Origin of the sequence: Bacillus sp. 7705b, assembly GCF_002289525.1 — a bacterium.
GTDB classification, from domain to species: Bacteria; Bacillota; Bacilli; order Bacillales; family Bacillaceae; genus Bacillus; species Bacillus halotolerans.
Genome location: NZ_NSDH01000055.1, coordinates 1 through 17730 on the forward strand (window position 1 = coordinate 1; position 17730 = coordinate 17730).

General features: G+C 44.3%; 15 protein-coding genes. 2 read left to right on the forward strand and 13 right to left on the reverse strand.

Translation table 11 applies throughout. The features are described from left to right. The first annotated feature begins 577 nt into the window (after nt 1–577). Nucleotides 578–2011 (forward strand): SulP family inorganic anion transporter, encoded by a 1434-nt coding sequence (locus CJU60_RS20040; RefSeq protein WP_095714747.1) that lies wholly within the window; start codon nt 578–580, stop codon nt 2009–2011. Nucleotides 2012–2156: 145 nt separating this feature from the next. Then, complete coding sequence (locus tag CJU60_RS20045) at nt 2157–3077, forward strand: bile acid:sodium symporter family protein (RefSeq protein ID WP_081638220.1); 921 nt, start codon at nt 2157–2159, stop codon at nt 3075–3077. A gap of 9 nt (nt 3078–3086) precedes the next feature. Here the strand turns inward: CJU60_RS20045 and CJU60_RS20050 are convergent, their stop codons facing one another. The 13 genes from CJU60_RS20050 to CJU60_RS20110 form a co-directional block, all read right to left on the reverse strand. Continuing rightward, entirely contained in the window at nt 3087–3839 is a 753-nt protein-coding gene (locus CJU60_RS20050) for an alpha/beta hydrolase (protein ID WP_095714748.1), read from the reverse strand. Further along, nucleotides 3836–4846 carry an iron ABC transporter permease FeuC gene (gene feuC, locus CJU60_RS20055; protein WP_044162186.1) on the reverse strand — a complete coding sequence of 337 codons (1011 nt, stop codon included), beginning with the start codon at nt 4844–4846 and terminating at the stop codon, nt 3836–3838. The genes CJU60_RS20050 and feuC overlap by 4 nt, the downstream gene beginning before the upstream one ends. Continuing rightward, nucleotides 4839–5843: a FecCD family ABC transporter permease gene (locus CJU60_RS20060; RefSeq protein WP_024120017.1), complete on the reverse strand. Its 1005-nt coding sequence runs from the start codon at nt 5841–5843 to the stop codon at nt 4839–4841. The genes feuC and CJU60_RS20060 overlap by 8 nt, the downstream gene beginning before the upstream one ends. Before the next feature lie 18 nt (nt 5844–5861). Beyond that, a complete protein-coding gene (gene feuA, locus CJU60_RS20065; protein WP_024120018.1) occupies nt 5862–6815 on the reverse strand; it encodes an iron ABC transporter substrate-binding protein FeuA in 954 nt (317 codons plus the stop codon). A gap of 90 nt (nt 6816–6905) precedes the next feature. Beyond that, nucleotides 6906–8495: a bacillibactin transport transcriptional regulator Btr gene (btr, locus tag CJU60_RS20070; RefSeq protein ID WP_095714749.1), complete on the reverse strand. Its 1590-nt coding sequence runs from the start codon at nt 8493–8495 to the stop codon at nt 6906–6908. Nucleotides 8496–8698: 203 nt separating this feature from the next. Continuing rightward, complete coding sequence (locus tag CJU60_RS20075; protein WP_095714750.1) at nt 8699–9943, reverse strand: exo-beta-N-acetylmuramidase NamZ family protein; 1245 nt, start codon at nt 9941–9943, stop codon at nt 8699–8701. 13 nt (nt 9944–9956) lie between these two features. Next, a complete protein-coding gene (locus CJU60_RS20080) occupies nt 9957–11885 on the reverse strand; it encodes a glycoside hydrolase family 3 protein (protein WP_095714751.1) in 1929 nt (642 codons plus the stop codon). A gap of 22 nt (nt 11886–11907) precedes the next feature. After that, the gene (gene pbp4b / locus CJU60_RS20085; RefSeq protein WP_095714752.1) at nt 11908–13245 is read right to left on the reverse strand and encodes a penicillin binding protein PBP4B; all 1338 of its coding nucleotides are present in this window, start codon (nt 13243–13245) and stop codon (nt 11908–11910) included. A gap of 54 nt (nt 13246–13299) precedes the next feature. Beyond that, nucleotides 13300–14667: a PTS transporter subunit EIIC gene (locus CJU60_RS20090; protein ID WP_095714753.1), complete on the reverse strand. Its 1368-nt coding sequence runs from the start codon at nt 14665–14667 to the stop codon at nt 13300–13302. A gap of 25 nt (nt 14668–14692) precedes the next feature. Then, the gene (locus CJU60_RS20095) at nt 14693–15544 is read right to left on the reverse strand and encodes a MurR/RpiR family transcriptional regulator (protein WP_095714754.1); all 852 of its coding nucleotides are present in this window, start codon (nt 15542–15544) and stop codon (nt 14693–14695) included. Between the two features lie 15 nt (nt 15545–15559). Continuing rightward, the gene (gene murQ / locus CJU60_RS20100; RefSeq protein ID WP_095714755.1) at nt 15560–16474 is read right to left on the reverse strand and encodes an N-acetylmuramic acid 6-phosphate etherase; all 915 of its coding nucleotides are present in this window, start codon (nt 16472–16474) and stop codon (nt 15560–15562) included. A gap of 110 nt (nt 16475–16584) precedes the next feature. Then, a complete protein-coding gene (locus CJU60_RS20105) occupies nt 16585–17067 on the reverse strand; it encodes a GNAT family N-acetyltransferase (RefSeq protein ID WP_095714756.1) in 483 nt (160 codons plus the stop codon). A gap of 11 nt (nt 17068–17078) precedes the next feature. Then, the gene (locus CJU60_RS20110) at nt 17079–17534 is read right to left on the reverse strand and encodes a 2-thiouracil desulfurase family protein (RefSeq protein ID WP_024120027.1); all 456 of its coding nucleotides are present in this window, start codon (nt 17532–17534) and stop codon (nt 17079–17081) included. Nucleotides 17535–17730: the final 196 nt, after the last annotated feature.

A 17730-nucleotide genomic window follows, 5' to 3' on the forward strand; every position in this document is an offset into this window, starting at 1 on the left:
GCCGCCAAGCAAGGTAAAGACCAGTTCAGCTGAACTGGTCTTTTTTATATCTGTACTGATTCGTTTTTCTCGGTGTTCATTTTTTCAAGGTTTCGGCTTTTGAAGCTCTCTAGTATTTTTAATACTAATACAATAGCCAGCATGATCAACATGCTGAGCGGCACGCCGGTTATCCGATTATGTTTATCACCCACAGGATTTAACGGCGGTTTCATGCGCTGTAGATAGGGCGCAGAGCTGGAAAACTTCGAGTCCGCCATCCAAAACTTGATGGGCATAGACCCGGCATCAATGTTCAAGCAGTCAAAACGATTCTTGTTTCTGATCCTGATATGATGTATCATGGCAAATGGCTCAAATATGTTGAGCCATTTTTTTCTTCAGCATTTGACCTTGCACATTTGATTAAAATTTATTATGATACTCTTTGTATAATAACTCCTTACCTCAATACACTATACTCAACGTTTCCCCTTTTTCTCCGAAAGTTTTTCTTTTCATTTTCTTCCGTAAAATAATTAAGCTCCCAATACAACAGAAACGGTGCGGATTTATTTTTAAAAAGGAGTCGTTATATTTGAATAGTTTTACATTAAAACAGCAGTGGTTCGGTAATATCCGAAAAGATATTCTTGCTGGTATTTTGGTGGCGTTAGCCTTAATACCTGAAGCGATTGGTTTTTCTATTATTGCCGGCGTTGATCCAATGGTTGGTCTTTATGCTTCATTTTGTATTGCCATTATTATTTCTATTTTTGGCGGAAGACCGGGGATGATTTCGGCTGCGACTGGTTCGATGGCGGTTGTGATGGTGTCGCTGGTTGCCGATTACGGGCTTCAGTATTTATTTGCGGCCACCATTTTGACAGGTGTTATTCAGGTGATCTTAGGCATCAGTAAAATTGCGAGATTAATGAAATTCATTCCTCGTTCTGTGATGATCGGGTTTGTGAATGCGCTGGCGATTCTGATTTTTTCTGCGCAGCTGCCTCAATTTGAAGATGCATCTTGGAGCATGTATGCGATGCTTGCCGGATCATTGGTTATTATTTATGTACTGCCGAGGTTTACGACTGCGGTGCCATCTCCGCTTGTCGCAATTATTGTGATGACGATTATTGCGGTCACATTCCATGTGGATGTGCGGACGGTTGGAGATATGGGCAATATCTCTAGTTCATTGCCTCATTTTCTAATACCTGATGTTCCGTTTACCTTCGAAACGCTCAAAATTATTTTTCCTTATTCCATTGCTTTGGCGTTTGTCGGTTTGCTTGAATCTTTGCTGACAGCACAGATTATTGATGAAATGACGGATACGGACAGTGATAAAAATAAAGAGAGCCGCGGACAGGGAATCGCGAATATGGTCACTGGATTTTTTGGCGGTATGGCGGGCTGCGCTATGATCGGACAATCTGTTATTAATACAAAAGCGGGCGGCCGCGGACGGTTATCAGCCTTTGTTGCCGGTGCTTTTCTTATGTTTTTAATTGCCGTTTTGAGTCATGTTGTTGTAAACATTCCGATGGCTGCGTTAGTGGCTGTTATGGTTATGGTATCTGTCGGCACATTTGATTGGTCTTCTTTAAAAGGCTTGAAAAAAGCGCCGATTACAGATTCAATTGTAATGGTTGTGACGGTGATTACGGTTGTCGTGACGGATGACTTATCGAAAGGCGTATTCGTCGGTGTTCTGTTAAGTGCCGTATTCTTCGTAGCCAAAATCTCGAAGCTGAAGATCGTTTCTCATGCAGAAGATCAAAAGCTGAGAACGTATCAAGTGAAGGGACAGATCTTTTTTGCGTCAGTAACTGATCTTACGAATGCGTTTATCTATCAAGAGGATATCGAGCGAGTTGTCATTGACTTGACCGATGCTCACGTATGGGATGATTCAGGAGCGGCTGCGCTTGATAAAATTGTTGCGAAGTTTAAAGAGCAAGGAATTGAAGCTGAATTAAAGGGGCTGAATAATGCAAGTAAAGCCCTTATGAAACAGATGGCATAAAAGTATGAAAGTCCAGATTGATGAGATCTGGGCTTTTTTATATAACATATGGTTGAACTGCATTGATATAATAGAGAGAAAGAAATTTTTAATAGGGGACTTGTATATGATGCTTCAGAAGCTGAACCGTGTATTAGGGAAAGTCATGCCGCTTTTGACACCGACTAGTGTTGTGCTTGGCGTGCTGCTGTCTCAGTTTTTAAATGGATATGAAAGCGCAGTGCCTTGGATATTTGCGTTTATTACGTTTGCGGGCAGCTTGAGCGCGAACTTTCAGTCTTTAAGACACGCCTTGGCGCATCCTCTTCCTATGATTCTTGCATTATTTGTTCTTCATATTTTTATGCCGCTTTTCGCCTGGGGCAGCGGACATCTCATATTTCAAGGTGATCCATTAACGATCACGGGTTTGACATTAGCTGTTGTCATCCCTACAGGAATTACGAGCTTGATTTGGGCTGCAATGTACAAAGGAAATGTTGGTTTGACGCTTTCTATCATATTGATTGATACCGTGCTGTCGCCGTTAATCGTTCCGCTGAGTCTTTCTGTGCTGGCCGGTGCCCAGGTTCACATGGATATCTGGGGAATGATGAAGGGTCTGATTGTGATGGTAGTGATTCCTTCATTCCTGGGCATGCTGTTTAATCAGATGTCATCTCCAGAAAGAACCGCGGCGTTGAGCAGTACGCTGTCTCCCTTTTCAAAGCTGTGCCTGATGGCCGTGATTGCGATTAACAGCTCTGCGATAGCTCCTTATTTCAAAGCGATTGATTTAAGATTTTTAGGGATTGCTGTCACTGTTTTTTGTATCGCGTTAACCGGGTATGCTGCGGCGTGGTTTATCGGAAAAATGATGAAAAGGCGGCAGGAGGAAATTGTCTCTCTTATTTTTACGGGAGGCATGAGGAATATCAGTGCCGGCGCTGTTCTTGCCGTCACTTTCTTTCCGTCTCAGGTGGCTGTTCCGGTTGTGATTGGCATGCTGTTTCAGCAAATCCTGGCTGCCTTGTTCGGCTATATGCTGAACCGTTTCGAATTAAAACCGGTCTTGCAGAAGGCATGAAAAAACCGCTCATATGTTGGAGCGGTTTTTTCCGTATAGCCATTCCAGCGCATTGATAAATTGTTTGCAGAAATGCTTGCGGTGATGCACCGCCCCTTTTTCAATGACGAGGCACAGCTGATCTTGAGTGAACCCTTTTTCTATTAGGCTCTCGTGCACGTATTTTGTTTTTTGGAGCATCGTCTGCTGAATCGATTGTTTTCCGGCGCCTTCTTCACTGCCGACAGACATAAAAATACGCGTTGAACCCGCTCTTACAGAGGAAGTATAGATAGTTTCTGCTGCGTTCTCGTACCAGTATGAACTTGAGAGAGATCCTATTTTTCCAAATAATGATGAATGTCTCAGAAAGGCGAACATTGAGATGAGGCCGCCTAATGAGGCGCCGATCATACCTCTGGATTGAGCCCTTCTGGAGACATTCCAATTTTCTTCCACAAACGGAATGAGCCGGTTTGTTATTTCAGAAAGATAGTCAGCCCCCTTACCGCCGAAGTCTGGAAACTGATCACTGAGTGATGCTGCGGGCCAAGGAGTGTACTCGTCGAGCCGATTTTTAGCCTCTATGCCGATCAGAACGAGCTCAGGCACCCTGTTTTGATGAAACCTGTTTTCTATCAGTTCTAGTTGATCTTGAAACAAAGAACCGCCATCCTGTACGTAAACAGAAGGAAATGCCCTGCTGTCCGTACTGTAGGAAGGAGGGAGATACAGCTTAAACATTCTGTCGCCCGCCTTATGCTCTGATAAAGATCCGTTCAAACATTCTCCCCCTTTTTTTGCTTGAAAAGCAGGTATAAGAAATACGGAACACCGAGTATCGCCAAAATAATGCCGGCTGGCACTTCTGCGGGCTGGAAAAACAGTTTTCCGGCAAAGTCTGCGCTCAATACAAGCAGCATGCCGATCAAACCGCTCAAAGGCAAAATATAGCGGTGTTCGACACCGGCCAATCTCCGGGAAATATGAGGCGCGATTAAGCCGACAAATGCCATGCTTCCCGCCACAGAGACACAGGCGCTAATGATGGCGACACAGGCGACGAGCAGAATGGTTTTTTCTTTATTTGACGAAATGCCAAGGCTTCTGACCGTGTCTTCGTCAAAGCGGATGGTATCGAGCAAACGAGATTTGGCCAGAAGAATAGGAATAAACAGCAGCATCCACGGAAGAACCGCTGTGATATATGTCCAGTTTGCCGACCAGATGCTGCCGTTTTTCCATACCATAGCCATTTCATAATCTTGCGGGTCCATTTTTAATGATAGAAACAAAGACAACGCGCTGAAGCCTGAATTAATCGCGATTCCTACCAGAATAATTCTGCCTGAATCTAAATTGCCTCTGTTCCAAGCGAATATGTAAATCATGACTGCAGCAGCCAGTCCGCCGATCAGACCGAAAAACGGCATTCCCATAGCCGCGACGATTGAAGTTACTTCTTTCTGGCCTTGGAACAACAGCATAAACGCCACAATGCCTGCCCCTGCTCCCGCATTGATTCCCAATATTCCCGGGTCTGCAAGACCGTTTCGTGTGATGGCCTGAATGACAGCTCCTGCTATGCCAAGCCCGAGTCCGATAATGGCTGCCATGACAATCCGCGGCAGTCTTAAGTCAAACAGCAAAACTTCATACTGCGGATTGGGATTGATCTGAAAAAGAGTGGAGAGCAGCTCTGTCGGACGAACAGAAAATGATCCGCTGGTCATGCTGAAATAACTGACGAGGAGAATCAATACGATTAACACTGCATATTTTTTAGCCATTTTGCTCTCCTCCTTTTCGTTTGATCAAATAAAGGAAGAAAGGAACGCCGATAATAGAAGTCACAACCTCAATCGGTGTTTCAAATGGATAATTGATAAATCTGCTGGCGAGATCGCACAGCGTTAAAAAGACGCCGCCCAAGATGCAGGAACAAGGAATCAGTCTGTTATAATCTGAGCCGACGAGAAATCTCGTAATATGCGGGACGACTAAACCGACAAACGCAATTTTTCCGGCAAGCGCTACAGCACTTCCGGTTAAAATGATGACAGAGATCATTGCCATGATTTTGATCGTTTTTTTCTTTTGGCCCAAACTCTTAGAGATATCGTCGCCTAGTGATACAGCGGTCACCTTTTTGCTGAGAGAAACAGCTATGACGATACCCGCAAGGAAAAATGGAACGGCAAGCTTTAGAAAGTCGGGGCTCATTTGATGAAGTCTGGCGCTGTACCAGAAACTCAGATCCTGTGAAATTTGAAAATAGATCGATATGGCAGCCGCTAAACTATTAAGCAGCATGCTTGTGACTGTGCCAATGATGGCTAGCTGTACGGGCGTAAACCCGTTAGGCAGCATTGTTGCCAGGCCGAATACCAATGCAGCTCCAAATGCGGAGCCGATAAAAGAGTAAATAATCATTTCAAGCGAAGATGATTGCGGAAGCAGAACCATACAAAGCGTAATGATAAACGCGGAACCATCTGAAACACCCATAATTGAGGGCGATGCCAAATAATTGCGTGTGATGCCTTGCATGAGCGCTCCAGATACAGCAAGGGCTGCCCCAATGAGCAGAGCGCCGGCAGCCCTTGGAATCCGGGAATGCCATATGATTTGATGGTCTGTGTTTCCCGGATCAAAATGAAAAAGTGATGCAAAGACAATATCAGCATTAAGCTGCTTTGCGCCATAGAGGACGGAAAGCAGCAATGATAATGCAATAGCAAATGGAGAAGTAATCAAAATGATACGTGTCCACTGTTTTGAATACATACAAAAACCTACTCTAATTTAGTCTTGTGTTAATTTTTCAGATGCCGCTTTCAGGAAGCGGACTTTGCTCCAAGCCGTACCACCTTGTGCAAGAGGATCAACTGAATTGACGTACACATGATCTTCTTTGACTGCTGTGAGGCTTTTCCAGATTGGATTTTTCTCTAAATCTTTTAATGCATCAGGTTTATCCGCATTTTCATCATCAGAAAATTGGACGAAAATGTGGTCAGGGTTCATTTCACTGAGTTTTTCTAATGAAATCAGCTCTTGCGCTTTTGCGGCTTTGACTTCATTCGGTGCTTTAAGGCCTAAGTCGCCATAAAGAGTTGAGTTGAAGTACACTTGTTCAGGATAAATGTAAATATTCCCTTGTCTGATTCTGATGACAAGCGTTTTTGAATCTTTTGCTTGTTTACTGATTTTCGTTTTTGTTTCTTTTAGATCCTGTTCATAGTCTGCAATGATTTTTTTCGCTTTTTTCTCTTTTCCAGTCAGCTGGGCAAGCAGCATCATATTTTCCTTCCAGTTTGATGAGATGTGTGAAACCGGAATGGTCGTGCCGGCCGTGCTTATTTTTTGCAGGGTTTTTTCAGGGAACTTTGTAGATGCCAGGATCACGTCTGGCTGCATTTCAAGAATTTTTTCAATGTTTGGCTCCATTTTTTCCCCTGTAGGTGTTGCTTTATCTGTGATGTCCTTGAACATTTCAGGGAATTTTCCGGAGAATGAGATTGCACCCTGCGGATGAACGTCCAGCAGTTTTGCGTCTTCCATGGATTCAACGCTTCCCGTAATGGCAATCTTATCTGTCGGTACGTTTACTTCGTACGTTTTATCCAAATACTCGATTTTCTTTTTCTCGGACTTTGTGCCGCTTGCTTTGCTCGCAGAGGATTCTTCCTTGCTGCCGCAAGCTGCCGCCGTGAGTGCGAGAAGCAAGATTAATAAGGTAAGAGATAGCTTTTTCATCTATAGTGCCTCCTGTTCAATTGATAACTATTATCAATTGGAATTATAGAGAATGAACAGACATAACACCATGGACAAATTCCATATTTATCATGGACTATCACCGGATAGCATAGAAATGGTTTGCTGAACAATCCGCTCGTGCCCGCAAGCCGAGTACTCATTCCATGGGTCTGAAGAGAGGTGATACACACGTCCGTTCCGCACTGCGCTTAGGTTTTGCCATATTTCCGACTGTTTTAATTGCTGATAATAAGCAATGGTTTCCGGCTCTTTAAAAAGAAAGAGCATGATACAGTCAGCTTGGCAATTTGTGATGTCTTCTAATGAAATCGCTTGTTCTGAAGGCGTGTCAGCCGGTTCAGCCGATTGGAACCCTAAATCTTCAAAGAAGACTTCGCGTACGCTGCGATTATGCGCCATATAAAAGCGCTGCTTATGCAGACGAAGAAAGAGATAACGAAACTCTTGGGCGTGCAGCAATGTCTTTTTAGCGGCAGCCGTCTGCTTGTCATAGGCTGCGAGCCACTTTTCAGCTTCCGATTCTTCCTTTAAAAACGAGGCGGTGTGCAGAAAGTGTGCTCTCCAGTTTTCTTCTGCAGGAAGGTAACATACTTCTGCAATGCTGTTCAGGCGCTTTTGTTCTTCTGAAGAAACAGAATCCATGCTGAAAATGATATCGGGTTCAGCTTGGGACAACGTCTGCAGGTTTTCCTCCCATTTTTCATTAAACCGGTATGCGCTGAGCTGTACTGGAATATCTGCTGAATAATGCTGATAATAGTAAGCCGTCCATTTTGGATGGAGTGCGGCTGCAAACGGTATGTGATGCAGAGGAATGAGCTGTCCCATTGTTCCCTTTCCATAGGCGGCTAGTTTTTGCCTGCGTTTTTTCATATAGCTTGTAGGTGAAGAACCTGTGTGCTTTTTAAAGATTCTGCTGAAATAAAATTCATCTTGATAGCCGGTTTGATGGGCGATTTCTTTCAGTTTACAGTTGGATCTTGCCATAAGCCGCTTTGCTCGGGTAATCCGAGTTTTTGTAATGAATTCTGTTACGCTCTGGCCTGTCCATTTTTTAAAGGTTTCGCTGTAATGCTTGGCGCTGATTCCTGCAATTTTTGAGAGCTGGGCAAGTGTAATTTTTGTATCGGCATGAGTTTCAATGTAATGTTTTGTTTTTTCAATCGCAGATTGTGTATCGTTTTGATCGGATACATTAGCTGTGAATAGATCATAAATCAGGCTTTGAACCTCTATCACACATTTTAATTGAGAAAGCTGAGCTGATTCTGTCCATATTTCTGCAAGTTCTTGAAGCCGGGCTGAAAGGTTTTCGATATGTGAAACATTCACAAGGTTTAGACTGGATAAATCAGTTTCAGTGCATGGTTTTAAGAGATCTTGCCGGGTTTCCGCTGTATAGCAGTGAAGCCTAATCAGACACACATCTATATTTCTCTCTTCTGCAGGTGTAATGCCGAATGTCTCATGAGGCGGACAAACATACAGTGTCTTTTTTTGGAGAGGAGCGGTTCTTGTTCCGATAGAAATATGTCCATCTCCTTTTAAATGAAAGATCAGTACGAATGAGTCGGCCAATTGCTGTTCTGAGAAGAGATCACTCGTTTTCTTCATATATTCAATTTGTACCGGATGATAAATCATTGAGTTTTGCAAGGAGAAGACCACCTTTTCAGAAACGCTTGCTTAATTGATAATCATTTTCAATAAGATTGTACCAAATAAATGAAAGTTTTCCTATATAAAGCGTGTTGTTTTTGGATTTAAAAAACCCTTGCCGCAATGTGCGGGCAAGGGAAAATGACCATGCTTTTGTTGGGTAAGAAAATGTTACACGTGTAACATACCATTCTTAAGTCTTAATATAGGAGATATTGTTTTCTGGTTTTATTGAATTGCTTCAGCTGTTTTTGATAGGTGTCAATGATTTCATCAATTGAAGCACCGTTCTCGATTTTTGTTCTAACCCAGCCGTTGCCTGCTAATTTATCAAATGAGCCAGACGCTAGGAACTGAAAATCATCAGGATAGAGGTCATGTATCATTTTAATAAGCGACAGTCCTGTTTTAACCGCTTCAAATTTTTCTCTGTCCGTGATATAGAGCTGCACGCCGTGGCAAAGTGTTCCTTGATGTTTAGAGAACGTTGGAGTGAAGGAGGAAGCTCTGAATGTAACGCCAGGCAGAGCAAGACTGTTCATTTTTTCTGCAAGCTCTGTGCTTGTGATAAAGGGAGCTCCGATCAACTCGAATGGCTTAGTCGTTCCCCGCCCTTCAGATACATTTGTTCCTTCAATTAACCCTGTTGCAGGGTATACAAATGTGCTCTCTGCGGTTGGCATGTTCGGTGAAGGGAGGACGAAAGGCAGTCTGGTTTCGTCAAAATCCATAGAGCGTTTCCAGTGCTTCATTTTTACGACTGACACATCAGCATTAATATTAAATTCCTTGTTGAATAGTAAAGCCAATTCTCCAATGGTCATCCCGTGCTTTAACGGAATGGGATAGAGTCCGACAAAGGATGCGTACTCGGGCTCCAGCACTGGTCCTTCAACCTTTTTTCCGCCTTGGGGATTCGGGCGGTCCAGCACGATAAAAGGAATTCCGTTTTCTTTAGCGGCTTCCATTGCATAAGCCATTGTATAAATGTACGTATAGTAACGAGTCCCGACGTCCTGGATGTCAAATAGAAGAACATCGACATTTTTCAGCATATCAGGAGTGGGTTTTTTCGTTTTTCCGTAAAGGCTGTATACGGGAACCCCGGTTTTTTCGTCAATGTAAGAGCCTACTTCGTCTCCTGCCTGAGCGTCGCCGCGAACGCCGTGCTCGGGCCCGAATAAAGCTGTCAGCTGTATATCGGGGTCTTCGTAAAGAATATCTACGCTGCTTTTAAGGGATACACTCACACCTGTTGGATTGGTAATCAGTCCAACTCTTTTTCCCATTAGCTGCTTTTTGTGTCGTGACAAGAGGATATCAATGCCGGTCTGGACTTTAGGTTTTTTTGCTGTTTGTTTTTCTGAATTAGGCGAAGCTGAGGCAGCCGTCATTGTCCCGAACATCATAAGCCCTGCGAGAAGAACCAATACCGTTTTCTTCATATGCTCCTCCTTATTAAAGCGGTTTTCCCGTTTTGATGTTTACTCCATAGCCAAATGGATAAAGGATGTCTCCCGGTTTTGTGACGGATGGAATGTCGACTGGCAGCGTGCCCTTTGGCTTTGATTGTCCGAAGATCGCTTTAACGCCGGCCGGAATATTCGGCTGAAGATAACGCCCGTTTGCATATCCTTTAAAACCATAGACGGCAATCAAAGCACTTGCTTCTTCGAAATTGGCGGCATCATATGGATTGCGCAGACTCATTAAGACAAATTGCTTTTTGTGCTGCAGTGCGGCATTCATGACAGCTCTCGGAAAAGCGGTGGCCCATTTGCTTGAATCTGTTACCGTGTCGTCGATGACACCGTCGTTGACGACAGGGTCATTTTTTACAACGTAAGAGCCTGTAATAATATAATCAGCTTCTTTTACTTGTTTTTCATGCTCAGCATTAAATACCTTTTCTGCAAAGTTGATTTTGTTAAGAGAAACAGATTTGATTTTTTTTCGCTGCACTAAATCGTGAATGGTTTTTTCAATGGATGCTGTTTGTTCCTCGTAAGGTGCGGCAATTAAGATTCGGCTGCCTTTTTTTGGTTTGAACGGCAAGGTATGCTGATCATTTTTTAATACTGTCACTGCCTTTTCAGCGATTTTTTGCTCTGTCTTCGTATGGTGTTTGCTTCCCACTGTTTTGAGTGCTTTCTTCACCTTTTTATCTATGTTGCTGTCATGCTGAGCGGAGTAAATACCGCGCTTTATTTTCAGGGAAATGATTCTTTCCACCGATTTGTTGATTTGCTGTAAGGGAATGTCTCCATTTTTAACAGCTTCTTTTAAGGAGTCAATCACGCTTGCCAATTTTTGTTCATCTTTCAAAGATGTAACTGAGACAGGCATTAACGCGATATCAACACCGGCCTTTATGGCCATGACGACCGCCTCTTCCTGACCGAAATGATCTGCTATGGCTTTCATATTGAGAGCATCAGTGACGATTACACCGCCAAATCCCATTTCCTCCCGAAGCAGCCCGGTCATTACTTTCTTTGAAAGTGTAGCGGGAACCATAATATCTGATCCATCAAGCTTGCTTTTATATGTGGTGTCGTCAAAGGCTGGGAATTGAACATGAGCTGTCATCACCATATCTGCTCCGGCATCAATCGCTTTTTGAAAAGGATAGAGTTCAACCTCACGAAGCCGTTCCTGGTTATGAGAAACGAGCGGCAGTCCATAATGGCTGTCAACGTCAGTGTCTCCATGTCCCGGGAAATGTTTAAGAGCAGAGGCGATATTTTGCCGTTGCAAACCTTTCATAGAATATAAACCGAGTCGTGCTGTCAGTTCACGATCAGAACTGAATGATCTCACACCGATCACGGGATTATCAGGGTTATTATTAATGTCCAAGACTGGGCTGAAATCTGTATTGATGCCTAAGACAGAAAGCTCTTTTCCAATAATGCTGCCGGTCTGATATGCATTGATTCTGCTTCTTGTTGCGCCAAGCGCCATATTGCCTGGGAAATTAGTGCCCTCCCCTAATCTCGTCACGATCCCGCCTTCTTGATCAATGCTGAGTAAGAGCGGAATCTTAGGGCTGGCCTTTTGATATGCGTCTGTCAGCCGTACCGTTTGTTCAGTTATTTTTACATTTTCTGCAAATAGTATGACGCCGCCGAATTGATATTTCTTGATGAGGCCAGCGACTTCCTCATTCATTTTTGTGAAGGCTTGCGGAGAAGACTCACCTTCCTTTTTCCAGTTTCTGAAATCCGGCATCAGCATCTGGCCAAGTTTTTCTTCTAACGTCATACGATCAACGATCTGCTTGGCATCATCTGAGCTGCGGGGTTTTGCTTCAGCTGTCTGACTGACGCCGAGAAAACATGAAAGAAAAAGGACGGTGGAAAGGATAAGCGAAATGACAGGTTTCATAACAACTTCCTCCTATCGTCGATTATTTCATTGCTTCATAAATCGCGGTAATGACGCTTCCGTAACTGCCTGTTGAAAATTGGTCACCCTCAAACACGTTCGGATTTTCCGCTGGATCAGCGACAGGTGAATGCTTTTTATTTGTTAACAAAGCGATGCCTAAATTGTATGCCGGATCAATGATGGTAACCGTTCCTGTCCAGCCAGTATGTCCGTACGCATTTTCGCTTGCATAAGGGCCAAACATCCATTCCATGCTTTTACTGCCGTTTCGCCGCCATCCAAGGCCGAATGTCGGATCTGTTGCTGATGGCGCCGTAAATAGGTCAGCTGTTTTCTGATCGAATAATGAAACGTTTCGGTACGTTCCTTTGTTTAACATGACTTGAAGCAGAATCGCCATATCATCAGCGTTTGAAAACAGTCCGGCGTGGCCTGAAACGCCTTCCATCGAATAGAATGCTTTTTCGTCATGTACTTCTCCTTGCAGCGTGTCTGTGCGGATATGAGGGAAATGGATAACACCGTCTCGTGTATTGCCCATACGTTCAGTGGCTGCGAACTGTTTTGCTTTAAAGCCCTTTTGCAGCGGATTGTACAACGTATGTTTCAGCTTCAGCGGTTTGTAGAGCTCTTGTTCCGTATAGACATCAAGCGGTTTGCCGGTGAGTTTTTCGACAATACAGCCGAGAAGCATGTATCCAATGTCACTGTATACGTGTTTTGTTCCTGTTTCATAATCCAGCGGGATTTTCATCAAGTATTCAATGGTTTTCTCCCGCTCTTGCGAATAATACATTCCGGCTTTTTCCGGGCTGTAAAAGTAGAAGCTGGATGGAAGCCCTGATTGGTGCTGCAGGACATCAATGACACGAATGTTATCTTTCCCTTTGATGCGATCTGTAGGCTGATCCTTGAAATCAGGCAAATAAGCAGATACCTTTTCATAAACGTCGAGTTTGCCTTGGCTGACTAAGCGCTGTAAAGCAAAATTGGCCGCATACATTTTTGTGTTTGATGCCAAGTCAAACATCGTGCGGGTTTTCATTTTTGCCGGACGGCGCAACAGTTCAGCCCCGTCATATTTTTTACTGTAGCCGTATGCTTCTTTTTTGATCATACGGCCGTCCTTCACGACGACCAGAACGGCGCCGGGGAATCCTGCTGCAATGTCCCGTTCAATCATCTGATCAACCTTCCTTAGTTTCTTCGACGAAAACTGTGCAGTTTCTGGATTTATTGTTTTCGGCTCAACCTGGTTGTCTGCTTGATGAAGGGCGGTTTGTGCGAAGGCTTCGTTCGGCGTCAGAATGGACACGGTTAAAATAGCGCTGAGTAATGCTAATGTCTTCGTTCTCACAAGCTTGCTCCTTTCCGTGTTTCTATGCCGTTACTATTCCTAAAACGTCATCATTTAATCGAACTGGGCAGCCATTTCATCTTTATATCCGAAAGCGTAGGTCAATAAAAAGCCTGCCGCATAGGAAATAAAGAGACCAATGATATATAAGATGATTTGTGAAGGCAGCACCAGAAAAGAGAGCGGCAATCCGGAGACGCCGAGCGCAACTGTGGCTACCTGAAAATAAGCTTGAAAAGCTCCGCCGATACCCGCCCCTAAGCACGCTGTCAAAAACGGACGGCCAAGCGGCAGCGTTACACCGAATATAAGCGGTTCACCGATGCCGAGCAGTCCTGAAGGAAGACCCCCTGTGATCGCTTTTCTCAGCGTTTTTTTCTTTGTTTTAACGAAGATGGCGAAGGCTGCGCCCACTTGTCCCGCGCCTCCCATAGCAAGGATAGGGAGAAGCGGGTCATCACCAATCGAATTGATGAGTTCCATGTGCACCGGCGTCAGGCCTTGATGTAGCCCGGTTACAACGAGAGGGAGGAAGGTCGCGCCCAGAATAAAGCCTGCAGCGATTCCGCCGATGTCTAAGATGGACAGAAGACCGGATGTGATGATATCTGAAATGAACCCGCCTAAAGGCATGAAAACGACATACGTCAATATTCCAGTGATCAAAAGTGAAACTGTTGGAGTTACGATAATATCGAGTGATTGAGGAATAAAGCGGCGGACGAATTGTTCTGTGTAAGCAATGAATATAGCTGCGAATAGAACGCCGATGAGGCCTCCCCTGCCGGGAAGAAGCTGTTCTCCGAATAAGCTGATCTTTGCGATTTCCGGGTTAATGATCAGAATTCCTGCCAGAGCGCCGAGAGCGGGCGTCCCGCCAAATTCTTTTGACGCGTTAATGCCGACGAGAATGCCGAGATAAGTGAATAGGCCTGATCCGATGACTGTGAGGACAATAGCCGTTTGTGATTCTGCAGAGAGCCAGCCGGCTTGAATTATCGCTTTGGTAATTCCGGTAATTAAGCCTGAAGCGACGAGTGCGGGAATGAGAGGTATGAAGATGCTGGCTATTTTACGTAAAAAAAGCTTAAACGGGGTGGCGTTCTTACGATTGATATCGGATTTCTTTTTGGCTGCGGCCTCTTTTAGATTAAAATCTTCTTCTGATGATACCAGCTTCGAAAAAGCGGCGGTGACATGATTAACGACACCAGTGCCGAGGATAATCTGCAGGGTTTCAGCTTCGACGACTCCAAGGACGCCATCAAGTTCTCTTAACGCCTTACTATCCGTTTTGCTGACATCGTAAGGCGTAATGCGCAAGCGGGTCATGCAATGCGTATAGGAAGAAATATTGGATTTCCCCCCGCATAGCTCAAGGATTTTTTCCGCCAGAGTATTGTAGTGTTTTTCTTTGCTCATACAAACCCCTCCCTTTCAAGATGCCTTATGTCTTTCTCATAGATTTGATTGCTTCTCTCGTTTTATCAATGTAGCCGACCGTTTCTTCATACTGCTCGGCCGCCATGCTTAAAAACAAAATATCAATCATAAAAAGCTGGGCGAGACGGGAGGAAGTGGCTGCGCTTCGAATCAGGGCCTCGTTGGAATGGGCTGTATATAATGAAACGTCGGATAATGCAGAGACGGAGGTTTGGCTGAATTGTGTGAGGCTGATGATTGTGACGCCTTTTTCCTTTGCCATCGAAAGCAGCTCGATGATTTCCTGTGTCTCACCTGAAAATGAAATGGCAAATACAATGTCTTTCTTATCTGCATTTGCGATTAAAGATGCCACAAGATGAGTGTCCGTGAAAGCAGTCGCCTGTTTATGAATTCGAAGCCATTTTTGCTGGGCATCCTTGGCGACAATTCCCGAGGCGCCCAGACCGAAAAAATGTACCGTGTTCGCTTGAAGCAGCAGAGAAACGGCGCGCTCAAGCTCTTGATAATCCATGAGATCTGAGGTGTCTTGAATTGCTTGAATAGCATTGCCGGCTGCTTTTTCAGAGATGGAAGGCAGCGATTCATGAGGAGCGATGTCCCGGTAGCCTTGAACAGCAGGTTTTGCCAGATCGCCCGCTACCCTCATTTTTAAATCCTGAAATCCTTTTAGTCCCAGTGACTTGCAGAGCCTGATGACGGCAGCGTCACTTGAATTAGCTAAGGCGCTGATTTCGCTGACTGTGCTTTCTATCGCTTTGTGGGGATGGGCTAATATGTAGTCCGCAAGCTTACGCTCTGATTGTGGCAGCTTGTGTTTCATTGATTGAATGATAGCTAAACCGCCTGTCGCCATTACTGTCTCTCCTTATCATGAATGGTAGTTTTCAATTGCTTTGTCTATAAAACCGTTCGCTTCATCAAGCAATGTCTTCGCTTTGTTTTGATCTGTGCTGGTTTTGAGCATAACAATTGCTGTTTTGACATGAAGATTCGCCTGTTCAAGTGTGTATTGCGCTTTCTCATAAGAAACGTCTGTAAGGCTTTGAATGATGCTGATGGCGCGTTCTTTTAGTTTTTTGTTGCTGACATTGACATCCACCATCAAGTTTTCGTAGACCTTGCCGATTTTGACCATTACAGCGGTGGATATCATGTTTAGAATCATTTTATGAGCGGTTGCGGCTTTCATACGTGTCGAGCCTGTAATGACTTCTGGCCCGACGACGACTTCAATGCTGTGATCAGCGTGTTTGCTGATGGCAGATTGACTGTTACAGGTAAGGGAGACGGTGTTTGCTCCGATTTTGCGGGCGTATTTCAGCGCACCTGCTGCATAAGGCGTACGGCCGCTTGCTGCAATCGCGATCACTGTATCGGCTGAGGTGAGATGGATGGATCGTAAATCCTCGGCCCCTGCTTCTTCATGATCTTCAATCCCCTCAGCCGCCTGCAAAAATGCGTTGGGACCGCCGGCCATTAATCCGATTACCTGATCAGGACTGACGCTGTAGGTCGGAGGACATTCAACTGCGTCCATCACACCGAGTCGGCCGCTAGTGCCTGCACCTGCGTAAATGAGCCGTCCGCCATTTTGAAAGGATTCATACGCGCATTCGACGGCTGCTTCGATATCGGGAAGGACACGCTGAACGGCGGCAGCGACTTTGATATCTTCATTGTTAATCATTTTTAAGATATCGAAGGTATTAGCTTTGTGTATTTCCGATGTTTGGCTATTGCGTGATTCAGTTGTAAGGCTATGAAGATTCAATTGTTCTGACATGAGGATGCCCCCTGTGTAAAAATAAATATATCTCAATATTCAGTATATTCATTTCTGTTATGATATTTCAACTATCATTTTTAATTTTTGAAACTTTATTTCAAAAGAGGCTATAAGAAATAATGAAGTATCAGCTGTTCGCCAAGCGGCCCGATTTTTCGGCGTCCTTTATCAAGAAATCCGGTTTTCATATATAGCTGCTTTGCACGGGTGTTCAGGTGATTGACGGCTAAAATGATTTCATCGCACCATGGGAAATACCCGTTAACAAAAGAGGGGAGCTGAAGCATGGCTTTTTTCGCATAGCCTTGTCCGTGGTGGGCAGAGTTTAATGATAAGGAACTGAGCAATAAAGCAAATGGACTGTTGGAATAGGGAGCAATGGTTTCTTTTGACGTATGTAGAATGAAAAAGCCTATTGGCAGATCACCTTTTAAGATGACAACCGGATAGCGCTCCTGAATGCTTAGGGCCTGGGTCAGCACCTCTTTAGGGAGAGCGGTAAAGCGTTTGTCATCATCGTGTAAAGTAAATGCGTAAAGCTCCGGCAAATGCTCAGGCTTATAGAAGGATAAAGAGATATCTTGCATCATGATGAGCCTCCTTACAATATGTCGTCTAACTGGTTTTCAGAAATTACACGGTACCCCGCTTGTTTTAATAGCGCGGCGGTTACTCCGTTTCCAGCGATTTTTTTGCCTGAAAATGAGCCATTATAGATGAAATTGCTTCCGCATGATGGGCTGTTTTCTTTCAATATGACGGCAGAGGCGTTGATTTCTTTTGCATAGGCCAATGTTTGGGCCGCGCCCTTCATATATAAATCTGTTACATCTTCTCCTGAAGACGTTATGATTTTCGCGGCTCCACTAAGAACATCCTCACCAGTGCCTCCGATGATTTCTGCTGGTTCTCGGGGAGTGGAGAAGCCGCCGAGAAGTTCAGGGCAAGCCATCACTGCTTGTTTTTCTTCAATCAGTTTTCGGATTTTCTCTGATGCGGCATGCGAACCGTTGTATCTGCATTCAATGCCGCCGAGGCAAGAGCTGACTAGTATCATATTGGTTTCTCCTCTCTTAATTCGATCTATATCTATCTTAAAATAAATGATAAATGGTAGGAGGCTTTTTCAGTTAAAAAAGGGGTTAAAAAGTTTGAAAATAAAAAATTTAAATTTCCTCTTTACAAAAGGGGGGGAACCTGTATATAATAACTTTTGTCAGCTCGACGAGAACACAAACGGCCCGTTGGTCAAG